Source organism: Mesorhizobium sp. M0701 (assembly GCF_040320365.1).
Lineage (GTDB): Bacteria > Pseudomonadota > Alphaproteobacteria > Rhizobiales > Rhizobiaceae > Mesorhizobium.
Window position 1 is genome coordinate 68,036 of sequence record NZ_JAMYPO010000012.1, and the last position, 22,382, is coordinate 90,417.

Genomic DNA, 22,382 nt, shown 5'->3' on the forward strand with positions numbered 1-22,382 from the left:
ATCTCGGTACAATAAACCAATCAGGAGGTCCGACAATGAACGTGTCATTGGGAGAGCGTTGGGAAACGTTTGTTTCCAACATCGTCAAGCGCGGCCGCTACGGTTCTGCCAGCGAAGTCGTGCGCGAGGGCCTGCGCCTTGTCGAAGAGCGCGAGGAAAAGCTGAAGGCGCTCCGTGCCATGGTGGACAAGTCGTTTGCTGAAGGCGGCGAAGCCACCGAGCAGGATATTGACGCCGCCTTGGAAGCCAAGGCCAAGCAGCTCGCAAGGGAAGGCTTTTAGGAGTGCCACGGCTGCGCATGTTGCCGTCGGTACAAGCAGATTTGGTCAATATCCTTGAATACATCACTCGTGAAAGCGGCAGCCTGTTGATTGGCGGGCGTTTTGTGGATGCTCTGCGCCAGAAATGCCGTGATCTGGCGAGCTTGCCGGCGACGATTGGTCGTGCTCGTCCCGAACTCCGGCCGGACGTCCGAAGTTTCGCTTTCAGGGGATACGTGATTTTCTTCCGCTATAATGGCGACTTTTTCGAAGTGGCGAATATCGTGGAAGGGCATCGGGACATCGACGTTTTGTGGCCGGAGGGTGAGGGCGGGGAGGGGCGTCCCAAGTAATGGGCGAAGTGTCTGATGGCGGTGCACGAATCCAGTACGCGCTCAGGATCTGGTGGTAAGAAGGCTCGACCAGACATTCGGAGGACGGGATGGGCAATCCCTACGAACAGGATCTCGACAGGAATCCGGCCAACCACCAGCCGCTGACGCCGCTGATCTATTTTGAGCGGGCGGCAAAAACCTTTCCCGACCAGACCGCCATCATCCATGGCCGCCAGCGCACGACCTATCGCGATTTCTGGAAGCGCTCGCTGAGGCTTGCCTCGGCGCTGGCGAAGCGCGGTATCGGCAAGGGCGACACCGTCACCGTCATGCTGTCCAACACACCGCCGATGCTGGAAGCGCATTTCGGCGTGCCGATGACCAAGGCGGTGCTGCATTCGCTCAACACCCGCCTCGACGCCGCGGTCATTGCCTTCCAGCTCGACCATGCCGAAACCAAGGTGCTGATCGTTGACCGCGAATTCGCCGGCGTGGTCCGGCAAGCGCTGGCGCTCGCCGAGGTCAAGCCGCTGCTGATCGATTACGACGATCCCGACTACGCCGCCGATGCGCCCTATGCCAAGGGCGAGCGGATCGGCACGCTCGACTACGAGGCGTTTGTCGCCGACGGCGACGAGGATTTCGCCTGGTCGATGCCGGACGATGAATGGGACGCCATATCGCTCAACTACACCTCCGGCACCACAGGCAATCCGAAGGGCGTCGTCTGTCACCATCGCGGCGCGGCACTGATGGCCTATGCCAATACCATCCATGCCGGGATGGGCAAGCACCCGGTCTATCTGTGGACGCTGCCGATGTTCCACTGCAACGGCTGGTGTTTTCCCTGGACGCTTGCCGTGCAGGGCGGCACGCATGTCTGCCTGCGCTGGGTGCGGCCGAAGCCGATCTACGACGCCATCGCCGATCACGGCGTCACCCATCTGTGCGGTGCACCCATCGTCATGTCGGTGCTGATCAACGCCAGGGACGAGGACAAGCGGCAATTCCCGCAGACCGTCACCTTCAACACCGCCGCGGCGCCGCCGCCTGAGGCGGTGCTGTCGGGCATGGCCGATGCGGGCTTTGCCGTCACCCATCTCTACGGCCTGACCGAAACCTATGGCCCGGCCGTCGTCAACGAATGGCACGGCGAGTGGGACCGGCTGGAGAAAGGGGCGAGGGCGGCGAAGAAGGCCAGGCAAGGCGTACGCTATGCCGCGCTCGAAGGCCTGACGGTGATGGACCCGCAGACGATGCAAGAGACGCCGGCCGACGGCGAGACGATCGGCGAGGTGATGTTCCGCGGCAATATCGTCATGAAGGGCTATCTCAGGAACCGCAAGGCGAGCGATGAGGCCTTTGCCGGCGGCTGGTTCCATTCGGGCGACCTCGGCGTCATGCATCCGGACGGCTACATCCAGCTCAAGGACCGTTCCAAGGACATCATCATCTCCGGCGGCGAAAACATCTCCTCGATCGAGGTCGAGGAGGCGCTGTACAAGCATCCCGCAGTCGGCTCCTGCGGCGTTGTCGCCAGATCCGACGACAAATGGGGTGAGGTGCCAGTCGCCTATGTCGAGCTGAAGCCGGGCAAGGCGGCGACCGAGGCGGAGGTAATCGAGCACTGCCGCGCGCTGCTCGCCCGCTTCAAGGTGCCGAAAGCGGTGATCTTCGCGGAAATCCCGAAGACTTCGACGGGCAAGATCCAGAAGTTCCGGCTGCGGGAAATGGCGAAACAGGCTTAGGTCGTTCAGACCATCGCCTGCGAACCCTGCTGCCGTTCGGTTCGCGCGATCATGTGCCGCCTTGAGCGCGGATAGACTCTTTGGAGAGTTGTAAGGGCTGCTCAAATATTAATCGGTAAACTTGCTCCAGAGACGTACAGCCGCTCGAAGTGAAGTTATTCGCAACGAGAACTGATAGGAAATGTCTAAAGCTTATTGGTACAACATCTCATCTTTCTTTGCGACTGCAGATATAACTTCAAGAAACAATCCTACCATGCTAAAGGCAGACGTAAAAATGTGTCTTACCCATTTTTGCCCTTCAATCCATCCAATAAAATGTCCCTTTTCGCAAGAACATGCCCCAATGACGCAGCTTTGTCTAGAAATACTTCCACCTCCGGATTGGATGGGTTCATCTCTTTTGTCAGTCTATAACACCAGTACGCCGCCGACGGGCTCTTGTCCGAAATTTTCTTAAAAGTTTCCAATGCTTCAGCTGCTTTTCCGGTTCTATGCTGGATGCCACCAATTCTGTATGTCGCGAGATCGCTGCCAAGGTATTCTGATATCGAATAATACTTCATAGCTAAGTCTATGTTATGACAGGTGCCGCGCATATCATAAACTATGCCCAGTGAATACGCGGCGGCTGCTTTCTTAGCATCATACTTCATGGCATCTAAGAGTATCGATATCGCTGTCCCCATATCACCTCTCCCGAGTGCCTGCTTAGCCTGCAACAAATGAATATCCTCGTCAGACATACGGTTCTCCCTCACTTTGGTCGTCTGCGATCCGGGTATCGTGACTTCATCAATATCAATTGGGCCGGTACATCTACCAGTGGGGCTTCTGAACCGACGTTGCGCTTGAATTCAGTATGCGGCCCATTAAGTCGAAATCAGAACCGATTTCGGAAAACACCATACGCAAATCAAAGTACCACAACGTCTTTGCGGGCCCAAAGACATGCGAGGCTGTAGGCGCTCCGGGGGGGCTTAGCAGATGGCTCGAGAACCACTCTCAGGCCACGCCTTCACAAGCGGACTCACCTCGGACGATGTCACCATCTGTCATCAGCAGCCGAAATCGTGCCTTGACAGATGATGGTTTTCAATTTACGAGTGACGAAATTCTAAATTCGTCAGTCATAAATTGGCCAACGAGATGCTTGAAACCCTAGACACCACCGCCGATTCCGCCCGCCAGGAAAATGTCACGCGCATCCTGGATTGCGCGGAGCGATTGTTTCGCCACTACGGCTACGGCAAGACCAACGTCGCCGACATTGCGCGCGAACTCGGCATGTCGACTGCCAACATCTACCGCTTCTTCGCCTCCAAGGTGGAAATCCACCAGGCGGTTTGCGGCCGCATGCTCGAGACCTGCTACCGGTTGAGCTACGAGGCCTGCCATGGTTCCGGCACCGCCAGCGAGAAGCTCCGCCGCTACGTGCATACGCACTATCAGTGGACGCTCGAGACCATGATCGACCAGGAGAAGGTGCACGAGATGGTCATCGTCGCCATCGAGCGCGACTGGCATGTCATCGAAAAGCACATCGACCGCATCCACGACCTGGTCGCTGACGTGATCCGCGAGGGCATCGCCACCGGCGAGTTCGTCGATCAGGATCCGGTAGTCGCTTCCCGGTGTTTCGGTGCTGCCATTATCAGCCTCTCTCATCCACAGATGATGGCCCAGTGCCTCGCCAAGAAGAACCGGGCGACGCCGGACGAGCTTACCGAGTTTGCCATCAGAGCCTTGAAGAAATGACCATTGCCGCCCGTCGGGCGGTGATGTCGGCAATTCATCTCCACAATTCGGGAGTACGAAAAGTGTCTTTGTCCAAGTCCATCACCTACAGGCGACCGGCCGCCGGCCTGGCACTGATTGTCGTTGCCGCTCTCGGCCTCGCCGGCTGCTCGCAGGAGAAAGCCGAGGTCACCGAGATCATCCGCCCGGTCAAGGTGGTCGAGATCGCCAAGGCGAGCGATACCCGTCAGCTTTCCTATTCCGGATCGGTGCGTGCCCGCACCGAGATGAATCTCGGCTTTCGCATCAACGGCAAGATCACCGAGCGCCTTGTCGACATCGGTGACCGCGTCAAGCCGGGTGACGTTCTCGCCCGCGTCGATCCCACCGACTACGAGCTCTCGGTGAGAAGCTCTCAGGCCAGCCTCGATGCTGCCGACCGTCAGGTCGAGACAGTCGAGCTTACGCGCAAGCGGGCCGAACAGCTCTACGCCAAGAATTTCGCCCCGAAGTCGCAGCTCGAGCAGGCGACGCTCGCCTATAATCAGGCGGTCGCCACGCGAGACTCCGCCCGCTCGCAGCTTGCCCAGGCACAGAACCAGGTCCGCTATACCGATCTCAAGGCGGACAAGAACGGCATCGTCACATCAGTTGCCGCCGATGTCGGCCAGGTTGTCGGCTCCGGCACGCCGGTGGTGACCGTTGCCATCGACGGCGAGAAGGAAGTCCTGATCGCTGTTCCGGAAACCGATATTGCCGAATTCAAGCCGGGCAAGACCGTCAAGGCTGGCTTCTGGTCCGATGAGGCGCTGACGCTCGACGGCAAGGTCCGCGAAGTCGCCGGCAGCGCCGATCCGCAGTCGCGCACCTTTGCCGTTCGCGTCAGCCTGCCCAACGATCCTCGCGTGCTGCTAGGCATGACCGCCTCCATCGAAGCCGCGGTGGACAACCGGCAGCAGCTGGTGTCGATCCCGCTGGCCGCGTTGGCGCAGAAGGACAGCCAATCGATCGTCTGGACAGTCGACCGCAACGGCGGGACCGTCCATGCGCATCCGGTCAAGGTCGCCGCCTTCACCCCCGACGGCGTCAGCGTCGCCGATGGGCTGAAGCCGGGCGACGTCGTCGTCGCCGCCGGCACGCAGTTCATGACCGAGAATCTGAAAGTCAAGCTGACCGGTGATGCAGCGCAACAGTCGGCGTCGGCCGATGACGCTGCAAGGCGCTTGCGCTGACGGCCAGGCAATTCACGGTTTCCGGGCGGCAGGCGCCCCCGATTTTCGAGATCTCAGGTCGATGTAACCCCCACGTCGATCCTCGCGTCCCACCGCGATGTAGATCTCTCAACTCGGAAAGCCACGCCGCCCGGAAGCCCACATCGGAAGTTCCTTGGGCATGCGAAAGCGCGTGCTCTGTTGATCAAATTGAAACGGACTGACGCCGATGACCATCGACACCAATGAAAAGCGGTCTTTCAATCTTTCGCGCTGGGCAATCGGCCATCCGAGCATTGCCCGCTTCCTGTTCGGGCTGATCATCGTCGCCGGTGCACTCGGCCTGATGCGCATGGGCCAGAAGGAAGACCCCGATTTCACCTTCCGCGTCATGGTCGTCCAGGCGATCTGGCCAGGCTCCTCGATCAAGGAGATGGAGGACCAGGTGGTCAACAAGATCGAGCGCAAGCTGCAGGAAACGCCGCACCTCGATTTCGTCCGCTCCTACACCCGCGCCGGCAGCGCCATCATCACCTTGCAGGTCAAGGGCGACACCAATCCAGCGCAGGTCGCCGATGCTTTCTATCAGGTGCGCAAGAAGGTCGGCGATATCGCCGATGAGCTGCCGCAGGGGCTGCTCGGGCCTTACTTCAATGACGAATTCGGCGACACGTTCATCACCCTGCATTCGATCAGCGGCGACGGCTACAGCTATCCCGAGCTGAAGAAATTCGCCATCCAGGCGCGTGACATGCTGCTGACGACGCCCGGTGTCGAGAAGGCCGTGATCATCGGCGACCAGCCGGAAAAGCTCTACATCGACGTTTCATCCAAGGTGCTTGCCGAACGCGGCCTGACGTTGACCGACCTGCAGAATGCGATCCAAGGCCAGAACAATGTCGACCCGGCAGGTTCGGTCGACACCGGCCAGCGTTCGGTGCGCATTTCGGTCGAGGGCGATGTCACCAGGGCGGCCGACATCCGCGAGCTTCGCCTGCGCGCCGGCAACCAGGTGACGCGCCTCGGCGACATCGCCACCGTGACCTCCGGCCTCGAGGATCCGTACCAGCGCAAATACCGTTTCAACGGTCACGACAGCGTCCAGCTCGGCGTCGTCATGGCCAAGGGCTTCAACGTCACCGACGTCGGCAAGGACGTCGAAGCGACCTATAAGCGCTTCGAAGAGGCGCTGCCCTATGGCGTTTCGGTCGATCAGATTTCCGACCAGCCGCATGTCGTGAAGGAGGCTGTGAGCGAGTTCATGGAAGCGCTCGGCGAAGCGCTGCTGATCGTGCTTTTCGTATCGTTCCTGTCGATCGGGTGGCGCTCGGGCCTGGTGATCGCGATCGTCATTCCGCTGGTCCTGGCCGCCACGTTCGCCATCATGTACGAGCTCGGCATCGACCTGCAGCGCATTTCGCTCGGCGCGCTGATCATCGCCCTTGGCCTCCTGGTCGACGACGCGATGATCGTCGTCGAAATGATGGAGCGAAAGCTCGAGGAAGGCTTGGTCAAGGTCGAGGCGGCGAGCTTCGCCTATTCCTCGACCGCCTTCCCGATGCTGACCGGCACGCTGATCACCACGGCCGGCTTCATCCCCGTCGGTTTCGCGGCCTCGACGGCCGGCGAATATGTGCGCACCCTGTTTTACGTCGTCGGCATCGCGCTGGTCGTGTCCTGGTTCGCGGCGGTCTATTTCACGCCGTGGCTCGGCCACATGATCCTGAAGCAGCGCAAGCACGCCGGCAACCATCACGATGTCTTCGACACGCGCTTCTACCGCCGTCTTCGCTCGACCGTTGCATGGGCGGTGCGCCACCGCATCATCGTCCTGGTGATGACGCTGATGACGTTTGCCACCAGCCTGTGGGCGTTCCAGTTCATCCCGCAGAATTTCTTCCCGCAATCGTCGCGCCCGGAAATCCTTGTCGACCTCTGGCTGCCGGAAGGCACCAGCATCAAGGAAGTCGAGACCCAGGCCAAGGCGCTCGAAGCCAGGATGATGGACGACAAGGACAAGCGCTTCATCGCCACCTATGTCGGCGAAGGCGCGCCGCGCTTCTTCCTGCCGCTCGACCAGCAGCTTCGCAACCCGAATTTCGCCCAGCTTCTGGTGATGGCCAATGACGAACCGGCCCGCGAGCGGCTGATTGTCAAGCTGCGCACCATCCTGGCCAATGATTTCCCATCGATCCGCGCCAAGGTCGACCGCCTGTTCCTTGGTCCGCCGACCGGCTGGCCGGTGCAGATGCGCGTCATGGGTCCGGATCGCCAGGAGGTGCGCCGCATCGCCGACGAGGTGAAGGCGAAGTTCCAGGCAAATCCGCTGCTCGGCGCCATCCACGACGACTGGCTGGAGCCGGTGCCGACGATGAAGCTGGTGATCGACCAGGATCGCGCCCGTGCGCTCGGCGTCACCTCGCAGCGCATCCGCCAGACGCTGCAGGCGGCCATGTCGGGAGCGCCGCTCGATGACTTCCGCGACGGCGAGGAGACGGTTTCGATCGTCGCCCGTGAGCCGGAGGCAAGCCGTCACCTGCTGTCGGCGGTCGACTCCGTCTACATCCCGACCGATTTCGGCGGCTCCGTGCCGCTGTCGCAGGTCGCCAAGGTGGTCCCGGTGCTGGAGCAAGGCGTCGAATGGCGGCGCGACCGCTTGCCGACCATCAGCGTACGCGCCACGCTTCCGGACGGCGTGCAGCCGAACGATGTCGCCATGAAGATGTACAGCGACATGCAGGGCCTGCGCGCCAGCCTCGCACCCGGCTACAAGATCGAGATCCAGGGCGGCGCCGAGGATGCGGCCGAAAGCCAGGCCTCGATTGCGGCGAAAGCGCCGATCATGCTGGCCGTCATCGTCGTGCTGCTGATGATCCAGCTGCAGCATTTCGGCAAGGCCATGCTGGTGCTGGCGACCGGTCCGCTCGGCATCATCGGCGCGGCGGCGGCACTTTTGATCAGCGGCGCGCCGTTCGGCTTCGTCGCCATCCTCGGTGTCATCGCCCTGCTCGGCATCATCATGCGCAACTCGATCATCCTGGTCGATCAGATCGACCAGGACATCGCCGCCGGCGTGGAGCGTTCCGAGGCCATCATCGGCTCGGCGGTGCGCCGGTTCCGGCCGATCGTGCTGACGGCGCTGACGGCGGTGCTGGCGCTGATCCCGATCTCGCGTGGCGTCTTCTGGGGGCCGCTCGCCTACGCCATGATGGGCGGCATTCTCGTCGCCACGGTGCTGACCATCCTTGTCCTGCCGGCAGCCTATGCGCTGTTCTTCGGCAGGGAGCCCAAGAAGGTGGTGGAGCAGCCGGCCGAGACGGAAGAAAAGAACGAAAGGCCGCAACTGGCCCTGGCGGCCGAATAGCGGTCGAGCGAACGTCTTCCATAGATAACCCCGCCGAGGCGGGGTTATCAGGGTCGGGTCAGGCCGCAATCAGTTCGTACGGCCGAGCATCGTTATTCATTTTCTGTATTTTGATCGGTTGCTCGTCCGCGGTAGGAACGCTCCGACGCGACAACTCATCGATTCCCGCGTCAACAGGCAGCCCCAGCTTTTCGATTGCCAAACGACGCACCAGGGCCTCAGCCGAGCTGTCAATGTCGATTTCGTTGCGCTCCCATCGGCCAATCGACTGCTTGTCACGGTGGACCATGGCGGCCAATTCAGCTTGGGTCAGACCCATTTCGGAGCGCAGGAAACGAAGCTCGTCCCCGCTCATGCCCTTGGCATGGCTTACGATCCCAAGCGCGATTACTTGATGCAGTTCATTCACAGCAGGAATCGTGATGATGTCGTCGCCATCGTCATCCACCTCAACGGCGATGCCTTCGATGTAAACGTTGAGCAGACCGCTTTCTGTGTAGTGGTGTGCGTTATTCATCAGCTTCAACTCCAATTATCGAGCCCGCTTTTCGCTCGAACTCATCGATCCACATGACCGAAATAACTTTGACGAGACATCCGTTCTTGGAAGGGATGATAACGACCCCGATGGATCGACTCCCGCTGTTCGGTGTCTTGCACTCCACGCGATAACGGAAATGACCCGGCCGGGTTGCGGGCACAGGTGGTTGGTACACATTTCCAAACTTGAGCGCATGCAGCACATCAGACATGATCAAGCCGCGTTCGGAAAGCCGATCCTGCGCATGCAGCTTGTACGAGATGTTTAGTTTCAGATTTCTCGCGATAGATCTTATTTCAATCGTCGCACGGCCGGCATCCCAAGGTTGCGTGATCGTCACAAATCCCCCTTCTATGGCATTCCTTCCGGTGCTTCATCTATCATGGTGATACCTACATAAGTGCTGAACGTCAATAAACAAGCGGCATGCCATTGACGCCCGTTGGGTGGTGACAAATTCGCTACCGAACACAGGACGACACCGCTATTAAGACTAGCGCGTGGTTGGAGGACAGTCATGACCATAGCTCAGACAAAGGCACCGCTGCGGCTGCCGATCGACGGGCGCCATCGCCGGATGTTCATCGGCGGCGGCTGGGTCGATGCCCGCTCCGGTCGGACCACGGAGAGCCGCAATCCCGCCACCGGCGCGGTCATCGCCACGGTGCCGCGCGCCGACCGCCAGGACATCGACTTGGCGGTGACTGCTGCGCGCAAGGCGTTCGAGGGCCCGTGGAGCCGGTTCAAGCCTTACGAGCGGCAGGTGCTGCTGCTGAGGATCGCCGACCTCTTCGAAAAGCACTGGGAAGAGATCAGCCGCTCCGACACCACCGACATGGGCATGCCGATCATACGCACCCGCGCCAATCGCAACCGGGTCATCGGCATGCTGCGCTACTATGCCGGCATGGCGACGGCGCTGCACGGCGAGACGATCGACAACTCGCTGCCCGGCGAAATCGTCTCTTTCACCCACAAGGAGCCGGTCGGCGTCGTCGGCGCCATCATTCCCTGGAACGCGCCAACGGCGGCGTCGATCTGGAAGATCGGCCCGGCGCTGGCGACCGGCTGCACCATCGTTCTGAAACCATCGGAAGAGGCGCCGCTGACGCCGCTTTTGATCGCCGACATCATGAACGAGGCCGGCGTTCCGGAAGGCGTCGTCAACATCGTCACCGGCACCGGCACCGAGGCAGGTGCCGCACTCGCCGAGCATATGGGCGTCGACAAGATCGTCTTCACCGGCTCGACGGCGACCGGCCAGTCGATCGTGCGGGCCTCGGCCGGCAACCTCAAGCGCGTCTCCCTGGAGCTCGGCGGCAAGTCGCCGGTCATCGTCTGCGCCGATGCCGATCTCGACAAGGCGGTGCCGGTGGCGGCGATGTCGGTGTTCGCCAATTCCGGCCAGATCTGCATCGCCGGCTCGCGCCTTTTCGTCGAACGTGCCGTCCATGACGAGTTCGTCGAGCGGCTCGCGGCATATGCCAAGGGTCTCAGGGTAGGCGACGGCATCGACCCGGCGACCGAGATCGGTCCGCTCGTCTCCGAAAAGCAGCTGCAACGGGTCACCGGTTACCTCGAGGCCGGCACCGCGGAAGGGGCGAAACTCGTCACCGGAGGCACCCGGCTTGTGGAAGGCGCGCTTGCCGCCGGCAATTTCGTCGCGCCGACTGTCTTTGCCGGCGTCTCGGACGACATGAAGATCGCCCGTGAGGAGATCTTCGGGCCGGTGATTTCAGCCTTGCCGTTCGATACGCTGGACGAGGCGGTCGAGCGGGCCAACAACACGCCTTACGGCCTGGCTGCAGGGGTCTTCACCCAAAATCTCGCCACCGCCCACCAGCTGTCGCGCAAGATCCGCGCCGGCTCGGTCTGGGTCAATACCTATCACGCCATCGATCCGGCCGTGCCCTTCGGCGGCTACAAGATGAGCGGCTACGGCCGCGAGGGCGGCGCCGAGCACCTCGCCGAGTATCTCAACACCAAGGGCGTGTTCATCAAGATCGATTGATCGGTCCGCCGCCCGCACAAAAAATGCTCCCCGACACCGGTTTTGCAAAACAGAATTCCTTCCCATGGCCGCAAAGCCATCCCATGCTCGAGCAATTGGAGCGTTACGCTCGTCGTCATCGGTGCGTTTTTCCATGGCAGAAAATCGACAATTGCGGCTTGGCGCTTTCATGCGGCCCTCCAGCCTTCATACCGGCGCCTGGCGCTACCCGGGCGCCTATCCCGACGCCAACTTCAATTTCGCGCATCTCAAGCACTTCGCGCAAAGGCTGGAAGCGGCGAAGTTCGACGCCTTCTTCATGGCCGACCACCTGGCCGTGCTCAAAATGCCGATCGAGGCGCTGCGGCGCAGCCACACGGTCACGTCCTTCGAGCCGTTCACGCTGTTGTCGGCGCTTGCCGCCGTCACCGATCGTATCGGGCTGATCGCAACCGCCTCAACGACGTTCGACGCTCCGTACCACATCGCCCGTCGTTTCGCCTCTCTCGACCATATCAGCGGCGGGCGCGCCGGCTGGAATATCGTCACCACATCCAATCCCGACGCCGCGCTGAATTTCGGCCTCGACGAGCATGTCGAGCACGACGAGCGTTATCGCCGGGCGCGGGAGTTCTACGATGTCGTCACCGGCCTGTGGGACAGTTTTGCCGACGATGCCTTCATCCGCGACGCCGAAAGCGGGATCTATTTCGATCCGGCGAAGCTGCATGTGCTTGACCACAAGGGCGAATATCTTTCGGTGCGGGGACCGCTCAATATCGCGCGGCCGGTGCAGGGCTGGCCGGTCATCGTGCAGGCCGGCGCGTCGGAGGCCGGACGACAGCTCGCGGCGGAAACGGCCGAGGTGATCTTCGCCGCCCATGCCGATCTCGCCTCGGGACAGCGCTTCTTTGCCGACGTCAAGGGACGTGCGCAAAAACTTGGCCGGTCGCGCGACGACATCAAGATCCTGCCCGGCGCCTTCGTCATTGTCGGCGAGACTGCCGAGGAGGCGCAGACGAAGCGGGCCAAGCTCGACAGCCTCGTCTACTACGAGAGCGGCGTCGCCTCGCTGTCGATCGCGCTCGGCCACGACGCGTCGCGGTTCGATCCGGATTCAGTCTTGCCCGAAATCCCGGAAAGCAACGCCAGCAAGAGCGGCCGCGAGCGCGTCATCGAACTGGCGCGCAAGGAAAACCTGACCGTCAGGCAGCTTGCGCAGCGGCTGGGCGGCTATTCCGGTCTTGCCTTCGTCGGCACTTCGAAAACCATCGCCGACGAGATGGAGGAATGGCTGGTCACCGAAGGCTCGGACGGGTTCAACGTCATGTTCCCCTATCTTCCCGCCGGATTGGATGATTTCGTCGAGAAAATCGTGCCCGAATTGCAGCGGCGCGGCATTTTCAGGAGCGAATACGAAGGATCGACCCTGCGCGAAAATCTTGGCCTGAAGCGGCCGCCAAACCGGTTCTTCCAACCTGAGAGGGCAGCGATCCGCAAAGCTGGTTAGAACCGGCAATGATTTTAGACCGTGGCAAGCATCCGTTCTTTTCGTTCGGTCCGAATGTCCATAGGGTCATGAGCAGCGGGCTGGCAGCCCGAAATCATCGCGAGGGCTTTGCATCATGACCAATCCGGCCGTTGTCGGTTTCTCAGGCAATTTCACCCGGCCGTCCAAGACGCGCGGCTTCGTCGATCGTATCGTGAACGAGGTAGCCGGCAGATATGGCCTGGCCGCCAGCACGCATGACGTCGTCGACCTCGGCCCCAGCCTCGGTGGCGCCAAATGGGCGCGTGAACTGGATGCGCAGGCGGGCGATATCCTCAAGCGCGTCGTCACGGCGGACGTGCTCGTCGTTGGCTCGCCCACCTACAAGGGCAGCTATACCGGCCTGTTCAAACACTTCTTCGATCTTGTCGACCCGACGGCGCTCAGGGGCAAGCCGGTGGTGCTGCTGGCGACCGGCGGCGGCGACCGGCATGCGCTGATCATCGAGCACCAGCTGAGACCGCTGTTCGGCTTCTTCGAGGCCTTTACGCTGCCGACCGCGATCTACGCTTCGGACAGGGATTTCATCGACGGCGTGCTTGCGTCCGAGACGATCCAGGCGCGCGTCGGACAGGTCCTCGAGGATATCGGTGCAGCGCTTGGCGGTCGCTCCCGCGCCGGCACCGCTGCCGAATAGCCCCTAAAAAGAAAAACCCGCCTCAGCGGCGGGTCTCGGGGCGAATCAGCACCATACCAAGATTAGTAGCATAGCTGCCGGCACAAAGCAAGAACAAAATGCAGGGATCGAGCGCGCCTTGCGCGCCCGATCCCTCAACGCAGCCGTCAGATGACGAACAGCCAGTTGGCGAGCAGCATCACCACGACGCCGGCGACCAGCGTCAGATAGGGCAGCATCCCCGCCTTTTTCACCGCAAGGTCGGACGAGCTCATGCCGAGATCGGCCAGCATGTGGTCGGGGAATTTGCCCTTGTCCTGGATGTAGTGCCGGAAGCAGAACACCGGGATGATCAAGGCTGCCGTGATCAGCCCGGCCCACAATGCCATCGGGTTCCAGACCTTGGCGCCGGCGCCCATGAAGACCGCGTTGACGTAGGCAAAGATGGCGCCGAGGCCGAGCACCCAGCTCGGCGCCTTCCATGGCCGCGCGATGTGGCCATTGTCGATGCGGTGGATCCAGCCGGCATTGAGGTTAAGGAAGTTGAAGATGATGTAGCCGCAATTCGACACGGCGAGGATGAAGAAGAAGCTCGTTGCGTCGGCCGAGGCGATGGCCAGCACGATCAGGTTGAAGATCAGGTCGGTCCACATCGCCCGCGTCGGGGCGCCGTGCTCGTTGACATGGCTGAGATAGCGCGGCAGCCAGCCGTCGACCGAACCTTGATAGAGCGTGCGCGAGGAGCCGGCCATCGCCGTCATGATGCAGAGCACCAGCGCCAGGATCATCAGCATCACCAGCAGGCTGTGGATCAGCTGTCCGCCGCCGACCATGCCGGCCAGCGCATCGGCAACGCCGGAGCCGTCGACGATCGGCGTCGCCAGCATGCCGTTCAAGCCGAGCACGCCCTGGAAGGTGAACGGCACCAGGATGAACAGCAGCATGCACAACAGGCCGGAGTAGAAGATCGCCTTGAAGGTATCGGTGCCCGGGTTTTTGAACTCGGAGGTGTAGCAGACCGCGGTCTCGAAGCCGTAGGTCGACCATGCCGCGATGAACATGCCGCCGAGCACCAGCGTCCAGCCGGCGATGTTCCACGCGCCGGGCTCCGGCGCATAGGCGGCGGCGAGCGGCACCAGCGGCGAGAAGTTTGCCCAGTTGATCTGGCCGGTGACGATCGGCACCACCCCGACGATCAGCATCGGGATGATGACCAGCAGGCCGATATATTTCTGCACGTTTGCCGTGCCCAGGATGCCGCGATGCTGGATCGAGAAGATGATCAGCATCAGCACCGCGCCGATAAAGAAGGTGGCGTTGAAGGTGAAGGAAACCGGGCCAAGCGTGTGACCGTAGAGCGTCCAGTTACGGATCGCCGGCGTCGCCGCCGCGGTGACCGCGGTGATGGCGTCAGCGGCGCTGGTTCCGGCATGGGCCGCAATATAGGCGGCGACTTCCGGCGAAGTGTCGGTGAACAGCGGCACCGGCGCCAGTGCGTTGAGGATATAGGCGGCGGCGATCGAGCAGCCGAGTGACAGCACCGGCGACCAGGCGAACCAGTTGCACCACACCGAAAGCGGCGCGATGAATTTCGAATAGCGCAGCCACGCGGTGGCGCCGTAGACCGAGGCGCCGCCGGATTTGTTCGGGAACAGCCCGGCGATCTCCGCATAGGTGAAGGACTGCAGGAAGCCCATGACCATGGATACGGCCCAGATCAGGAAGGCCAGTGTTCCGGTGGTGCCGGCGATGCCGCCGATCGAAAACAAGACAAGGGCCGGAACGCCGCTTGCCACCCAGAAGGCGCCGCGCCAATCGATGTTCCGGTGCAGCTGCCCTTCGGCAGGCGGCACCAAGGTGGTGACTATCGTGCTCATTTACGTGGATTCCCCATTTTTGATGTTCCCCATCGGCAACAGCCGCAATCTCGCGAGGCGTCATCGACGCTCACGTTGAACGGCCTCAGGCGTTTTCCGCTCAGTAGTATTTTTTTCTTAGCAGTGAAGATTGACCCAAGGCGCTTTCACGTCAAGTGGTTTGTGACGCTGTGCACATTGCGTTTGTGAAACAGTCGAGCTTCGCTGGCGCTGCCAACGGGTGCGGTCTTTCCTTCTCCCCTTCTTGTGGGAGAAGGTGGCCGAGCGAAGCTCGGTCGGATGAGGGGTGTTCCAGATTGGCAAAACCGCACTTCGTCCAGCACCCTCAACCGTCTTGGCGCTGCGTGCCAATCCACCTTCTCCCACAAGGGAGAAGGGAAGAACCAGGCAGCGTCGGTCAGGAGCGCGGCCTGGTCTTTTGCGGGTCGTAATGGGCGAAGGCGACGACGCGCGCCGGCAGCCGCTTGCTGTGACCATCGAGCTTGCCTATCTCGACCTCGGTGCCGATCGCCGAATGCGTGACGTCGAGCCTGGCCAACGCGATGGTCTTGTTCAGCACCGGCGAACGCATGCCGGAGGTGACGACGCCGATCTGCGCCCGGCCGATATGCACGCAATCGCCGTGGCCGACGGCGACATTGGCGTCGACGTCGAGGCCGACCAGCTTCTTCTGCGGGTTTTCCTTGCGCCGGATCAGTGCCTCGCGGCCGATGAAATCGTCGCTCTTGGTCTTCAGCGGTACGGTGAAGCCGATGCCGGCCTCGAACGGATCCGTCTGGTCGGAAAACTCGTGAGCAGCAAAGATCAGCCCGGCCTCGATGCGTACCATGTCGAGCGCCTGCAACCCCATCGGCTTCAGGCCGTGCGGCTGGCCGGCCTGCCAGATCGCGTCGAACACCTTTTCGGCGTCGCGCGGATGGCACCAGATCTCATAGCCGAGCTCGCCGGTGTAGCCGGTGCGCGACACCACGACGGGAATGCCGTTGCCGCCGCCGATGCGGGCGACGGCGAAACGGAACCATTCGAGTTCGTCGATCGACGGCTGTAGCGGCGAGGTCCAGATGATCTGCCGCAGGACGTCGCGGCTTTTCGGTCCCTGCACGGCAACATTGTGCATCTGGTCGGTCGAGGAGCGCACCAGCACGGTCAGGCCGAGTTTTTGCGCCGTTTCCCGCAGCCATTCGCCGGATAGATCGTCGCCGCCGACCCAGCGGAAATTATCCTTGCCGAGCCTGAGCAGCGTGCCGTCGTCGATCATGCCGCCATGCTCGTAGCACATGGCGGAATAGACGACCTGGCCGACGCCGAGCTTCTTGATGTCGCGGGTCAGCGTGTATTGCAGCAGCGCCTCGGAGTCCGGCCCGGTGACCTCGAACTTGCGCAGCGGCGACAGGTCCATGATCACGGCGTCCTGCCGGCAGGCCCAGTATTCATCGATCGGGCCTTGCTTGGCGAAGGAATTGGCGAGCCAATAGCCCTTGTACTCGACGAAGTTGCGGGTGTGCTTGGCAAAGCTCGAATGAAAGGCGGTCTCGCGGGTCATTTTCGGTTCCGAATCGGGCGTCATGCGTCTGGCGATCGCTCGCGAGAATTTGTGCTGGCCGGGATAGGTTCGCACATGGATGTCGGTCAGGTTCCAGCCATTGGCCGGCGTCGTATCGTCGGGGCAGGCGGACGAGACGCAGACGATGTCCGTGAGCGCCTTGAGTAGCACATAGTCGCCCGGCCGCGACCACGGCTCGTCCGATACCACGACGCTATGCGCGTCGATGGCCGTGTTGAAGAAGAAGTTGATCGCCATCCAGCCGGCGCGAGGCGTGACACCCTTGTCGGCCAGCGCGCGGTTGAAATTCTCCGAGCAGTTGGGATGGCCGGGATAACCGATGTCGTCGTAATATTTGGCCGCGCAGGCGAGCGCGAATGCATCGTGGCGGCCGCAAGTGTCCTGCACAACCTCGACCAGCGGCTCCATGTCCTGGTCGTAGTATTTTGAGTGCAGACCGGGCATCGGATAGCTCGAACCCATCAGCGTGCGCGTCGTCGTCACGTCGAGCGGATGATCGCGGCCCTTGTCCAGCTTGCGCGCCGAAAAGCACTGGAAGTCGGTGCATTGGCGCCCGTCGACATCGATGATCTGCAGATAGTCGCCCGCCTTGACGAAGTAGGCCTCCGCCGTCGCCGAATGGACGCGCAGGTCGAGCACGGGATCGGCCAGCGGGTCGGCAAGCCTGGATTTCGCTGCCGGGCGGATGGTGGCGCGGCGGACGATGACGCTAAGCGGCGTCGCCGTATCGTGGCCGTCGACCAGCATCGGCCCGCCGGGCGCGGCAATCAGCATCGACCCATCGCGGGCGACGGTAAAAGCCTGTTCGGTACCGGCAGGGGTGGCGCCGCCGAAAACGCGAACCGCCTTCGCCTGGTCGAGCTGCACCTGGCGCCGCTCGAGCCCCCGGCGCAAGGATGCGAGGCTGTCGTCGCCTTCGGCCAGCAGCGCCTTGATGCCGGCGGCATTGCTGTTCGATTTCTCGCCGAGAATGCCGGGATCGGTCGCGTCGCTGCTGTCCCATGCCAGCAACTCGCAGGCCTGCCCGCCCTCGACATCGCGCACGGTGACAATGTCGCCGGCCTCGACCTCGATCAGCACCGCGCCATTGCCCTGAACCGAGTAGCGCTCCATCCCGGCCGGCAGCGTAATCTGCCCTGGCCGCAGGATCAGGCTCGGCCGGGGCGGTCCGGCGACGACGGCGGGGTAGGGCGACTGGCTCATCTCAACCTTGGTTTCGAGAAACAAGTTTGCCTGTGTGTGAAATTATTTTAGCGGGAAGAATAGGATAGAAGAGCCGGAGTTGGCAAGTGAAGGCGAGGCGCGCGCCTCTTCCTTCTCCCCTTGTGGGAGAAGGTGGATCGGCGCGCAGCGCCGAGACGGTTGAGGGGTGTTGGACGGAGTGCCGTCATAGCCAAGCTGGAGCACCCCTCATCCGACCGAGCTTCGCTCGGCCACCTTCTCCCACAAGGGGAGAAGGGAAGGTGGCGCACAATCCTACCCCAATTCCTCGGAATGCCCGATCTCGACGCCATACTCGGCGGCAGCGTCCAGCATCGTATGCCACAGGCTTTCCGCGAAGGTGGCGAACACCAGAAGATTGAACACCGCCTGTCCGTCCGGCCGGTCATTGGCGCGCCAGAGATTGATGCTGGTGTGATCGACCGAGGTCGCCGCAGCGGTGCCGGCCGGGAACACCGCGGGGTGCAGGTCTAGCGACGACAGTTTGGCCAGCATCGCGCGCGCCTTTTCTCCGGAAACGCTGATCAGCGCGCGGGCATGCGACTGGTCGGACAACGAGGCGGATTGCGCAAACGCCTGGCTCAGCGGTTCGCTCGCGTGCTTGCCGCCATTGGACAGGACCAGGAACTGATCCGGTCCCGACCAGATCAGCGTAGCGTCGGGAGCTCGGGTCGCCTTCGGCGTTTCCGGGGCGGCAACGCCGAAGCGGGTTTCGGCGGCCTTCGCCAGTTCTGCCGCTTTGCCGCGCCGCGCCATCACCTGGATCAGGTCGAAATTGCGGATCTCGGTGAGCGATACGCCGGCCGCCGTGCCGCGCGCGCCACAGGCGCCGACAACAAGCGCTTTCTCCAGCGGACTGCGGGCAATCCAGGAAAACTCAGCCACGCTGGCGCCCTCCATCCGGATCGTAGAAGACGGGACTGCACAGCTCGACATCGTAGTCTTCGCCGCGCAGCGGGTCTTGCGCATGGACGATTTCGCCGATGCGCTCGCGCCCGCGCTCAGCCAGTGCCAACCCGATCCACTGGTCGAGCGTCGGCGAGAAGCAGACCGAGGTGACGTAGCCCTGGTCGTTATCGGGACCGGGCGTCTCGCCCTTCGGGATGATATGCGCGCCGGAACGCAGGCGGCGCGTCTTGTCGACCGGCTTGATGCCGACGACGACCTGCCGGTCTGGCGCAATCAGCGCCTCGCGCCCGGCCATGACGCGGCCGATGAAATCTTTTTTGGTCGACATCATCTTGCCGAGGCCGAGGTCGGCGGCCGTCGTCGTGCCGTTCAGCTCCGGTCCGGCGACATGGCCCTTTTCGATGCGCATGACGCCGAGCGCCTCGGTACCGTAGGGCGTAACGCCGAACGGCTTGCCGGCCAGCATCAAATTGCGCGCCAGCGCCTCGCCATAGCGGGCGGGAACCGAAATCTCGAACGCCATTTCGCCCGAAAACGAGATGCGGAACAGCCGCGCCTTGATGCCACCGCGAAGCGCGACTTCCCGCGCCCCCATGAAGGGAAAGCCCTCGTTCGACAAATCCTCCGCCGGATCGACCATTTCCCGAAGCAGGTCCCGGGTCTTCGGCCCGGCGATCGAGAACTGCGCCCATTGATCGGAGACGGATGTCAGCTGCACGTCGAATTCGAGGAACAGCACCTGCCGGCAGAATTCGAGATGCTGCATCACCAGCCCGGCCTTGGCGGTGGTGGTGGTCAGGAAATAGTGGTCCTCGGCCAGCCGTGACGTCGTGCCGTCGTCATAGACGATGCCGTCCTCGCGCAGCATCAGCCCGTAGCGGGCTTTGCCGACGGCGAGACTGGAGAAGGTGTTGATGTAGACGCGGTCGAGAAAGGCGCCGGCATCCGGGCCGTGCACGTCGATCTTGCCGAGCGTCGAGACATCGCAGAAGCCGACGCCGGAGCGCACCGCCTTGACCTCGCGGGTGACCGATTCCAGCCAGTCCTTTTCGCCGGCGCGCGGATACCATTGCGCCCGCTTCCACAGGCCGGTGTCGACGAACACCGCGCCCTGTTCGGCTGCCCAGTGATGCGACGGCGTCAGTCGTGTCGCATGAAAATTCTCGTCGCGATGATGGCCAGCGAAAGCGCCGATGGCGACCGGCACATAGGGCGGCCGGTAGATCGTCGTGCCGGTTTCGGGGATCGATTTGTCGCTGATTGCCGCCATGATGGCGAGACCGGCGACGTTCGAGGTCTTGCCCTGGTCGGTGGCCATGCCGAGCGTCGTATAGCGCTTGAGATGCTCGACCGATTCGAAACCTTCGCGCTGCGCCAGTTCGATGTCGGACGCGGTCACGTCGTGCTGGTAATCGACGAAGGCTTTCCCTTTGCCGGCCACATACCAAAGCGGCGTCAGCGAAAACGCCTCGCTGTCGGCGACCGGCGATGTGCCGGCATTGCCGCTGCGTCCAGCATTCTGCGCTGCCGCAGCACCCGCGGCAAAGCCCTGGCGCAGGCAGTCGCCCAGCCCGAAGGCGCCGTTGGCGGCGCCGACGGCCACCATGCCGGGCGGCGCACCATCCGGCACGAAGGCTGCGATATCGTCCTGCCATTTCGGCTGGCCGCGATGATAGGAGGTCAGCCCGACCGCCGGATTCCAGCCGCCGGACACGGCAAGCCCGTCGGCTTCGACTTCCGCCCGTGCGCCGCCGGTCAGCGCCACCACGATTTTCCGGACCCCGTCCTTGCCGCCTTCGACCCCGCTGACCGAGCCGTTGAGCACGGCAAAGCCGCCTTTGGCGGCAAGCGCGCGATGCGCGGCGGAGACGTCCGGGCGCGCATCGACGACCGCCGCGATCTGCAAACCGGCGCCAAGCGCGGTCTCGACCGTGCGCCAGCCATCCTCATTGTTGGTGAACAGCGCGATCCTCCTGGCAGGGGTAACCGCGTAGCGCGCGACATAGGTCCGCATCGCCGAAGCCATCATCACGCCCGGCGTGTCGTTACCGGCAAAGACGATCGGCCGCTCGATGGCACCGGCGGCGACGACGCAGCGCTTGGCCACGATCCGCCACAGCCGCTGGCGCACCTGGTGCTCGGGCGGCGAGGGCAGGTGGTCGTTGACCCGCTCGATTGCGCCATAGGTGCCGCCATCATAGACGCCGAACAATGTCGTGCGGGTCATGATGCGGACATCGGGCAGTGTGGCGAGTTCGGCCAGCGTGCGCGTAATCCATTCGGCCGCCGGCGCACCGTCGATCATGCCGCCGTCGGCGAGCAGACGGCCGCCAAGCACAAAATCTTCCTCGCACAGGATGACGCGGGCGCCGCCGCGCCCGGCCGCCAGTGCCGCAGCCAGCCCGGCCGGGCCGGACCCGGCAATCAGCACGTCGCAATGCGCCCAGGCCTTGTCGTAATGGTCGGGATCGGCGACGCCTGCAGCGCGGCCGAGGCCGGCGGCGCGGCGAATCGTTGGCTCGTAGATCGTTTCCCAGAATTTCGCCGGCCACATGAAGGTCTTGTAGTAGAAGCCGGCGACGAAGATCGGCGCGAACAGCTGATTGACCGCCATCAGATCGTGGCGCAGCGACGGCCAGCGGTTCTGGCTGGCGGCTTCGAGCCCGTCATAGAGTTCGGCCGTGGTCGCCTTGGTGTTCGGCTCGCGCCGCGCTCCGCTGCGCAGTTCGACCAGCGCGTTGGGCTCCTCCGAACCAGCGGTCAGGATGCCGCGCGGCCGATGGTATTTGAACGAGCGGCCGACCAGCTTGACGCCATTGGCGATCAGCGCCGAGGCCAGCGTGTCGCCTTGGAAACCGGCAAAGCTCTTGCCGTCGAAGCGGAAGGCCAGCGGCGCGGCGCGATCGATGAGACCGCCTGATACGAGACGATAGGGCTGGCTGGAGGTCACGATTGCTGGCCCCCATGCACGAGCGCCGCGCTGCCCCTCATCGCCCTGCCGGGTCCTTCTCCCCGTATAGTGACGGGGAGAAGGACGCCTTCGTTGAGGGTTTCGCTAATCTCCAGCGTGGCAGGAAGGGCGCCAAAGTTGCGGCCATATCCCTTCTCCCCGTCACTATACGGGGAGAAGGTGCCGGCAGGCGCATGAGGGGCAGCGCTGAGTTGGCAAAGAATACTCATTTGGCAGCCTGCCTCGCACCGACGCCGGCAGCCGGTTCGACCGCCGAAATCTCGTGCGTCAGCGTGTTGCGGGCGACCTTCAGCCAGGCCCGGCAGCCGCCGCCATGATACCAGAATTCGCTCATCGGCCCGGCGACATTGTCGCGCAGATAGACGTAGTCGAAGACCTCGTCTTCGGTGGCGCCGGCCGCCGGACGCACCGGCTTGGCGTCGCCCAGATACGTGAACTCGCCGAGTTCGCGTTCGCCGCAGAAGGGACAGACAATGCGCATGCTTCTTC

At 62.7% G+C, this 22,382-nt stretch carries 17 protein-coding genes; 9 read left to right on the top strand and 8 right to left on the bottom strand.

Features of this window, described 5'->3' with window-relative positions; all coding sequences use genetic code 11:
* The first annotated feature begins 35 nt into the window (after window positions 1-35).
* The 3 genes from NKI24_RS14470 to NKI24_RS14480 all read left to right on the top strand — a co-directional run bounded on the left by NKI24_RS14470 (window position 36) and on the right by NKI24_RS14480 (window position 2,343).
* Window positions 36-281: a type II toxin-antitoxin system ParD family antitoxin gene (locus NKI24_RS14470; RefSeq protein ID WP_352453248.1), complete on the top strand. Its 246-nt coding sequence runs from the start codon at window positions 36-38 to the stop codon at window positions 279-281.
* A gap of 2 nt (window positions 282-283) precedes the next feature.
* Entirely contained in the window at window positions 284-613 is a 330-nt protein-coding gene (locus NKI24_RS14475) for a type II toxin-antitoxin system RelE/ParE family toxin (RefSeq protein WP_352453249.1), read from the top strand.
* A gap of 89 nt (window positions 614-702) precedes the next feature.
* Complete coding sequence (locus NKI24_RS14480; RefSeq protein ID WP_352746133.1) at window positions 703-2,343, top strand: acyl-CoA synthetase; 1,641 nt, start codon at window positions 703-705, stop codon at window positions 2,341-2,343.
* 284 nt (window positions 2,344-2,627) lie between these two features.
* Here the strand turns inward: NKI24_RS14480 and NKI24_RS14485 are convergent, their stop codons facing one another.
* Window positions 2,628-3,089: a tetratricopeptide repeat protein gene (locus NKI24_RS14485; RefSeq protein ID WP_352746136.1), complete on the bottom strand. Its 462-nt coding sequence runs from the start codon at window positions 3,087-3,089 to the stop codon at window positions 2,628-2,630.
* Window positions 3,090-3,492: 403 nt separating this feature from the next.
* On the opposite strand from NKI24_RS14485, the gene NKI24_RS14490 reads away from it, so the two are divergent.
* From NKI24_RS14490 to NKI24_RS14500, 3 genes are all read left to right on the top strand, one after another.
* On the top strand, window positions 3,493-4,101 hold the full coding sequence (locus NKI24_RS14490; protein WP_352542219.1) for a TetR/AcrR family transcriptional regulator: 609 nt from the start codon (window positions 3,493-3,495) through the stop codon (window positions 4,099-4,101).
* A gap of 62 nt (window positions 4,102-4,163) precedes the next feature.
* Entirely contained in the window at window positions 4,164-5,312 is a 1,149-nt protein-coding gene (locus NKI24_RS14495; RefSeq protein ID WP_352542218.1) for an efflux RND transporter periplasmic adaptor subunit, read from the top strand.
* A gap of 208 nt (window positions 5,313-5,520) precedes the next feature.
* A complete protein-coding gene (locus NKI24_RS14500; RefSeq protein WP_352746140.1) occupies window positions 5,521-8,655 on the top strand; it encodes an efflux RND transporter permease subunit in 3,135 nt (1,044 codons plus the stop codon).
* Window positions 8,656-8,713: 58 nt separating this feature from the next.
* Here the strand turns inward: NKI24_RS14500 and NKI24_RS14505 are convergent, their stop codons facing one another.
* Together NKI24_RS14505 and NKI24_RS14510 are read right to left on the bottom strand one after the other, a co-directional pair.
* Window positions 8,714-9,172, bottom strand: coding sequence for a helix-turn-helix domain-containing protein (locus tag NKI24_RS14505; RefSeq protein ID WP_352455217.1), 459 nt, complete (start codon window positions 9,170-9,172; stop codon window positions 8,714-8,716).
* Complete coding sequence (locus NKI24_RS14510; protein WP_352472295.1) at window positions 9,165-9,536, bottom strand: DUF4258 domain-containing protein; 372 nt, start codon at window positions 9,534-9,536, stop codon at window positions 9,165-9,167. The genes NKI24_RS14505 and NKI24_RS14510 overlap by 8 nt, the downstream gene beginning before the upstream one ends.
* A 177-nt stretch (window positions 9,537-9,713) precedes the next feature.
* On the opposite strand from NKI24_RS14510, the gene NKI24_RS14515 reads away from it, so the two are divergent.
* The 3 genes from NKI24_RS14515 to msuE all read left to right on the top strand — a co-directional run bounded on the left by NKI24_RS14515 (window position 9,714) and on the right by msuE (window position 13,372).
* Complete coding sequence (locus tag NKI24_RS14515; RefSeq protein ID WP_352746145.1) at window positions 9,714-11,207, top strand: aldehyde dehydrogenase family protein; 1,494 nt, start codon at window positions 9,714-9,716, stop codon at window positions 11,205-11,207.
* Between the two features lie 133 nt (window positions 11,208-11,340).
* A complete protein-coding gene (locus tag NKI24_RS14520; protein ID WP_352746147.1) occupies window positions 11,341-12,696 on the top strand; it encodes an LLM class flavin-dependent oxidoreductase in 1,356 nt (451 codons plus the stop codon).
* A gap of 115 nt (window positions 12,697-12,811) precedes the next feature.
* Window positions 12,812-13,372 carry an FMN reductase gene (msuE, locus tag NKI24_RS14525; protein ID WP_352472298.1) on the top strand — a complete coding sequence of 187 codons (561 nt, stop codon included), beginning with the start codon at window positions 12,812-12,814 and terminating at the stop codon, window positions 13,370-13,372.
* A 146-nt stretch (window positions 13,373-13,518) separates the two neighbouring features.
* Here msuE and NKI24_RS14530 read toward each other — a convergent pair whose 3' ends face one another.
* From NKI24_RS14530 to NKI24_RS14550, 5 genes are all read right to left on the bottom strand, one after another.
* Window positions 13,519-15,228: a trimethylamine N-oxide permease gene (locus NKI24_RS14530; RefSeq protein ID WP_352472299.1), complete on the bottom strand. Its 1,710-nt coding sequence runs from the start codon at window positions 15,226-15,228 to the stop codon at window positions 13,519-13,521.
* Window positions 15,229-15,625: 397 nt separating this feature from the next.
* Entirely contained in the window at window positions 15,626-17,995 is a 2,370-nt protein-coding gene (locus NKI24_RS14535; RefSeq protein ID WP_352746151.1) for a trimethylamine N-oxide demethylase, read from the bottom strand.
* A 273-nt stretch (window positions 17,996-18,268) separates the two neighbouring features.
* Window positions 18,269-18,898, bottom strand: a complete 630-nt coding sequence (locus tag NKI24_RS14540; RefSeq protein WP_352746154.1) for a sarcosine oxidase subunit gamma — start codon at window positions 18,896-18,898, stop codon at window positions 18,269-18,271.
* Window positions 18,891-21,872, bottom strand: coding sequence for a sarcosine oxidase subunit alpha (locus NKI24_RS14545; RefSeq protein WP_352746158.1), 2,982 nt, complete (start codon window positions 21,870-21,872; stop codon window positions 18,891-18,893). Before NKI24_RS14545 ends, NKI24_RS14540 begins: the two co-directional genes overlap by 8 nt.
* A gap of 226 nt (window positions 21,873-22,098) precedes the next feature.
* Entirely contained in the window at window positions 22,099-22,374 is a 276-nt protein-coding gene (locus NKI24_RS14550; protein WP_352746161.1) for a sarcosine oxidase subunit delta, read from the bottom strand.
* Window positions 22,375-22,382: the final 8 nt, after the last annotated feature.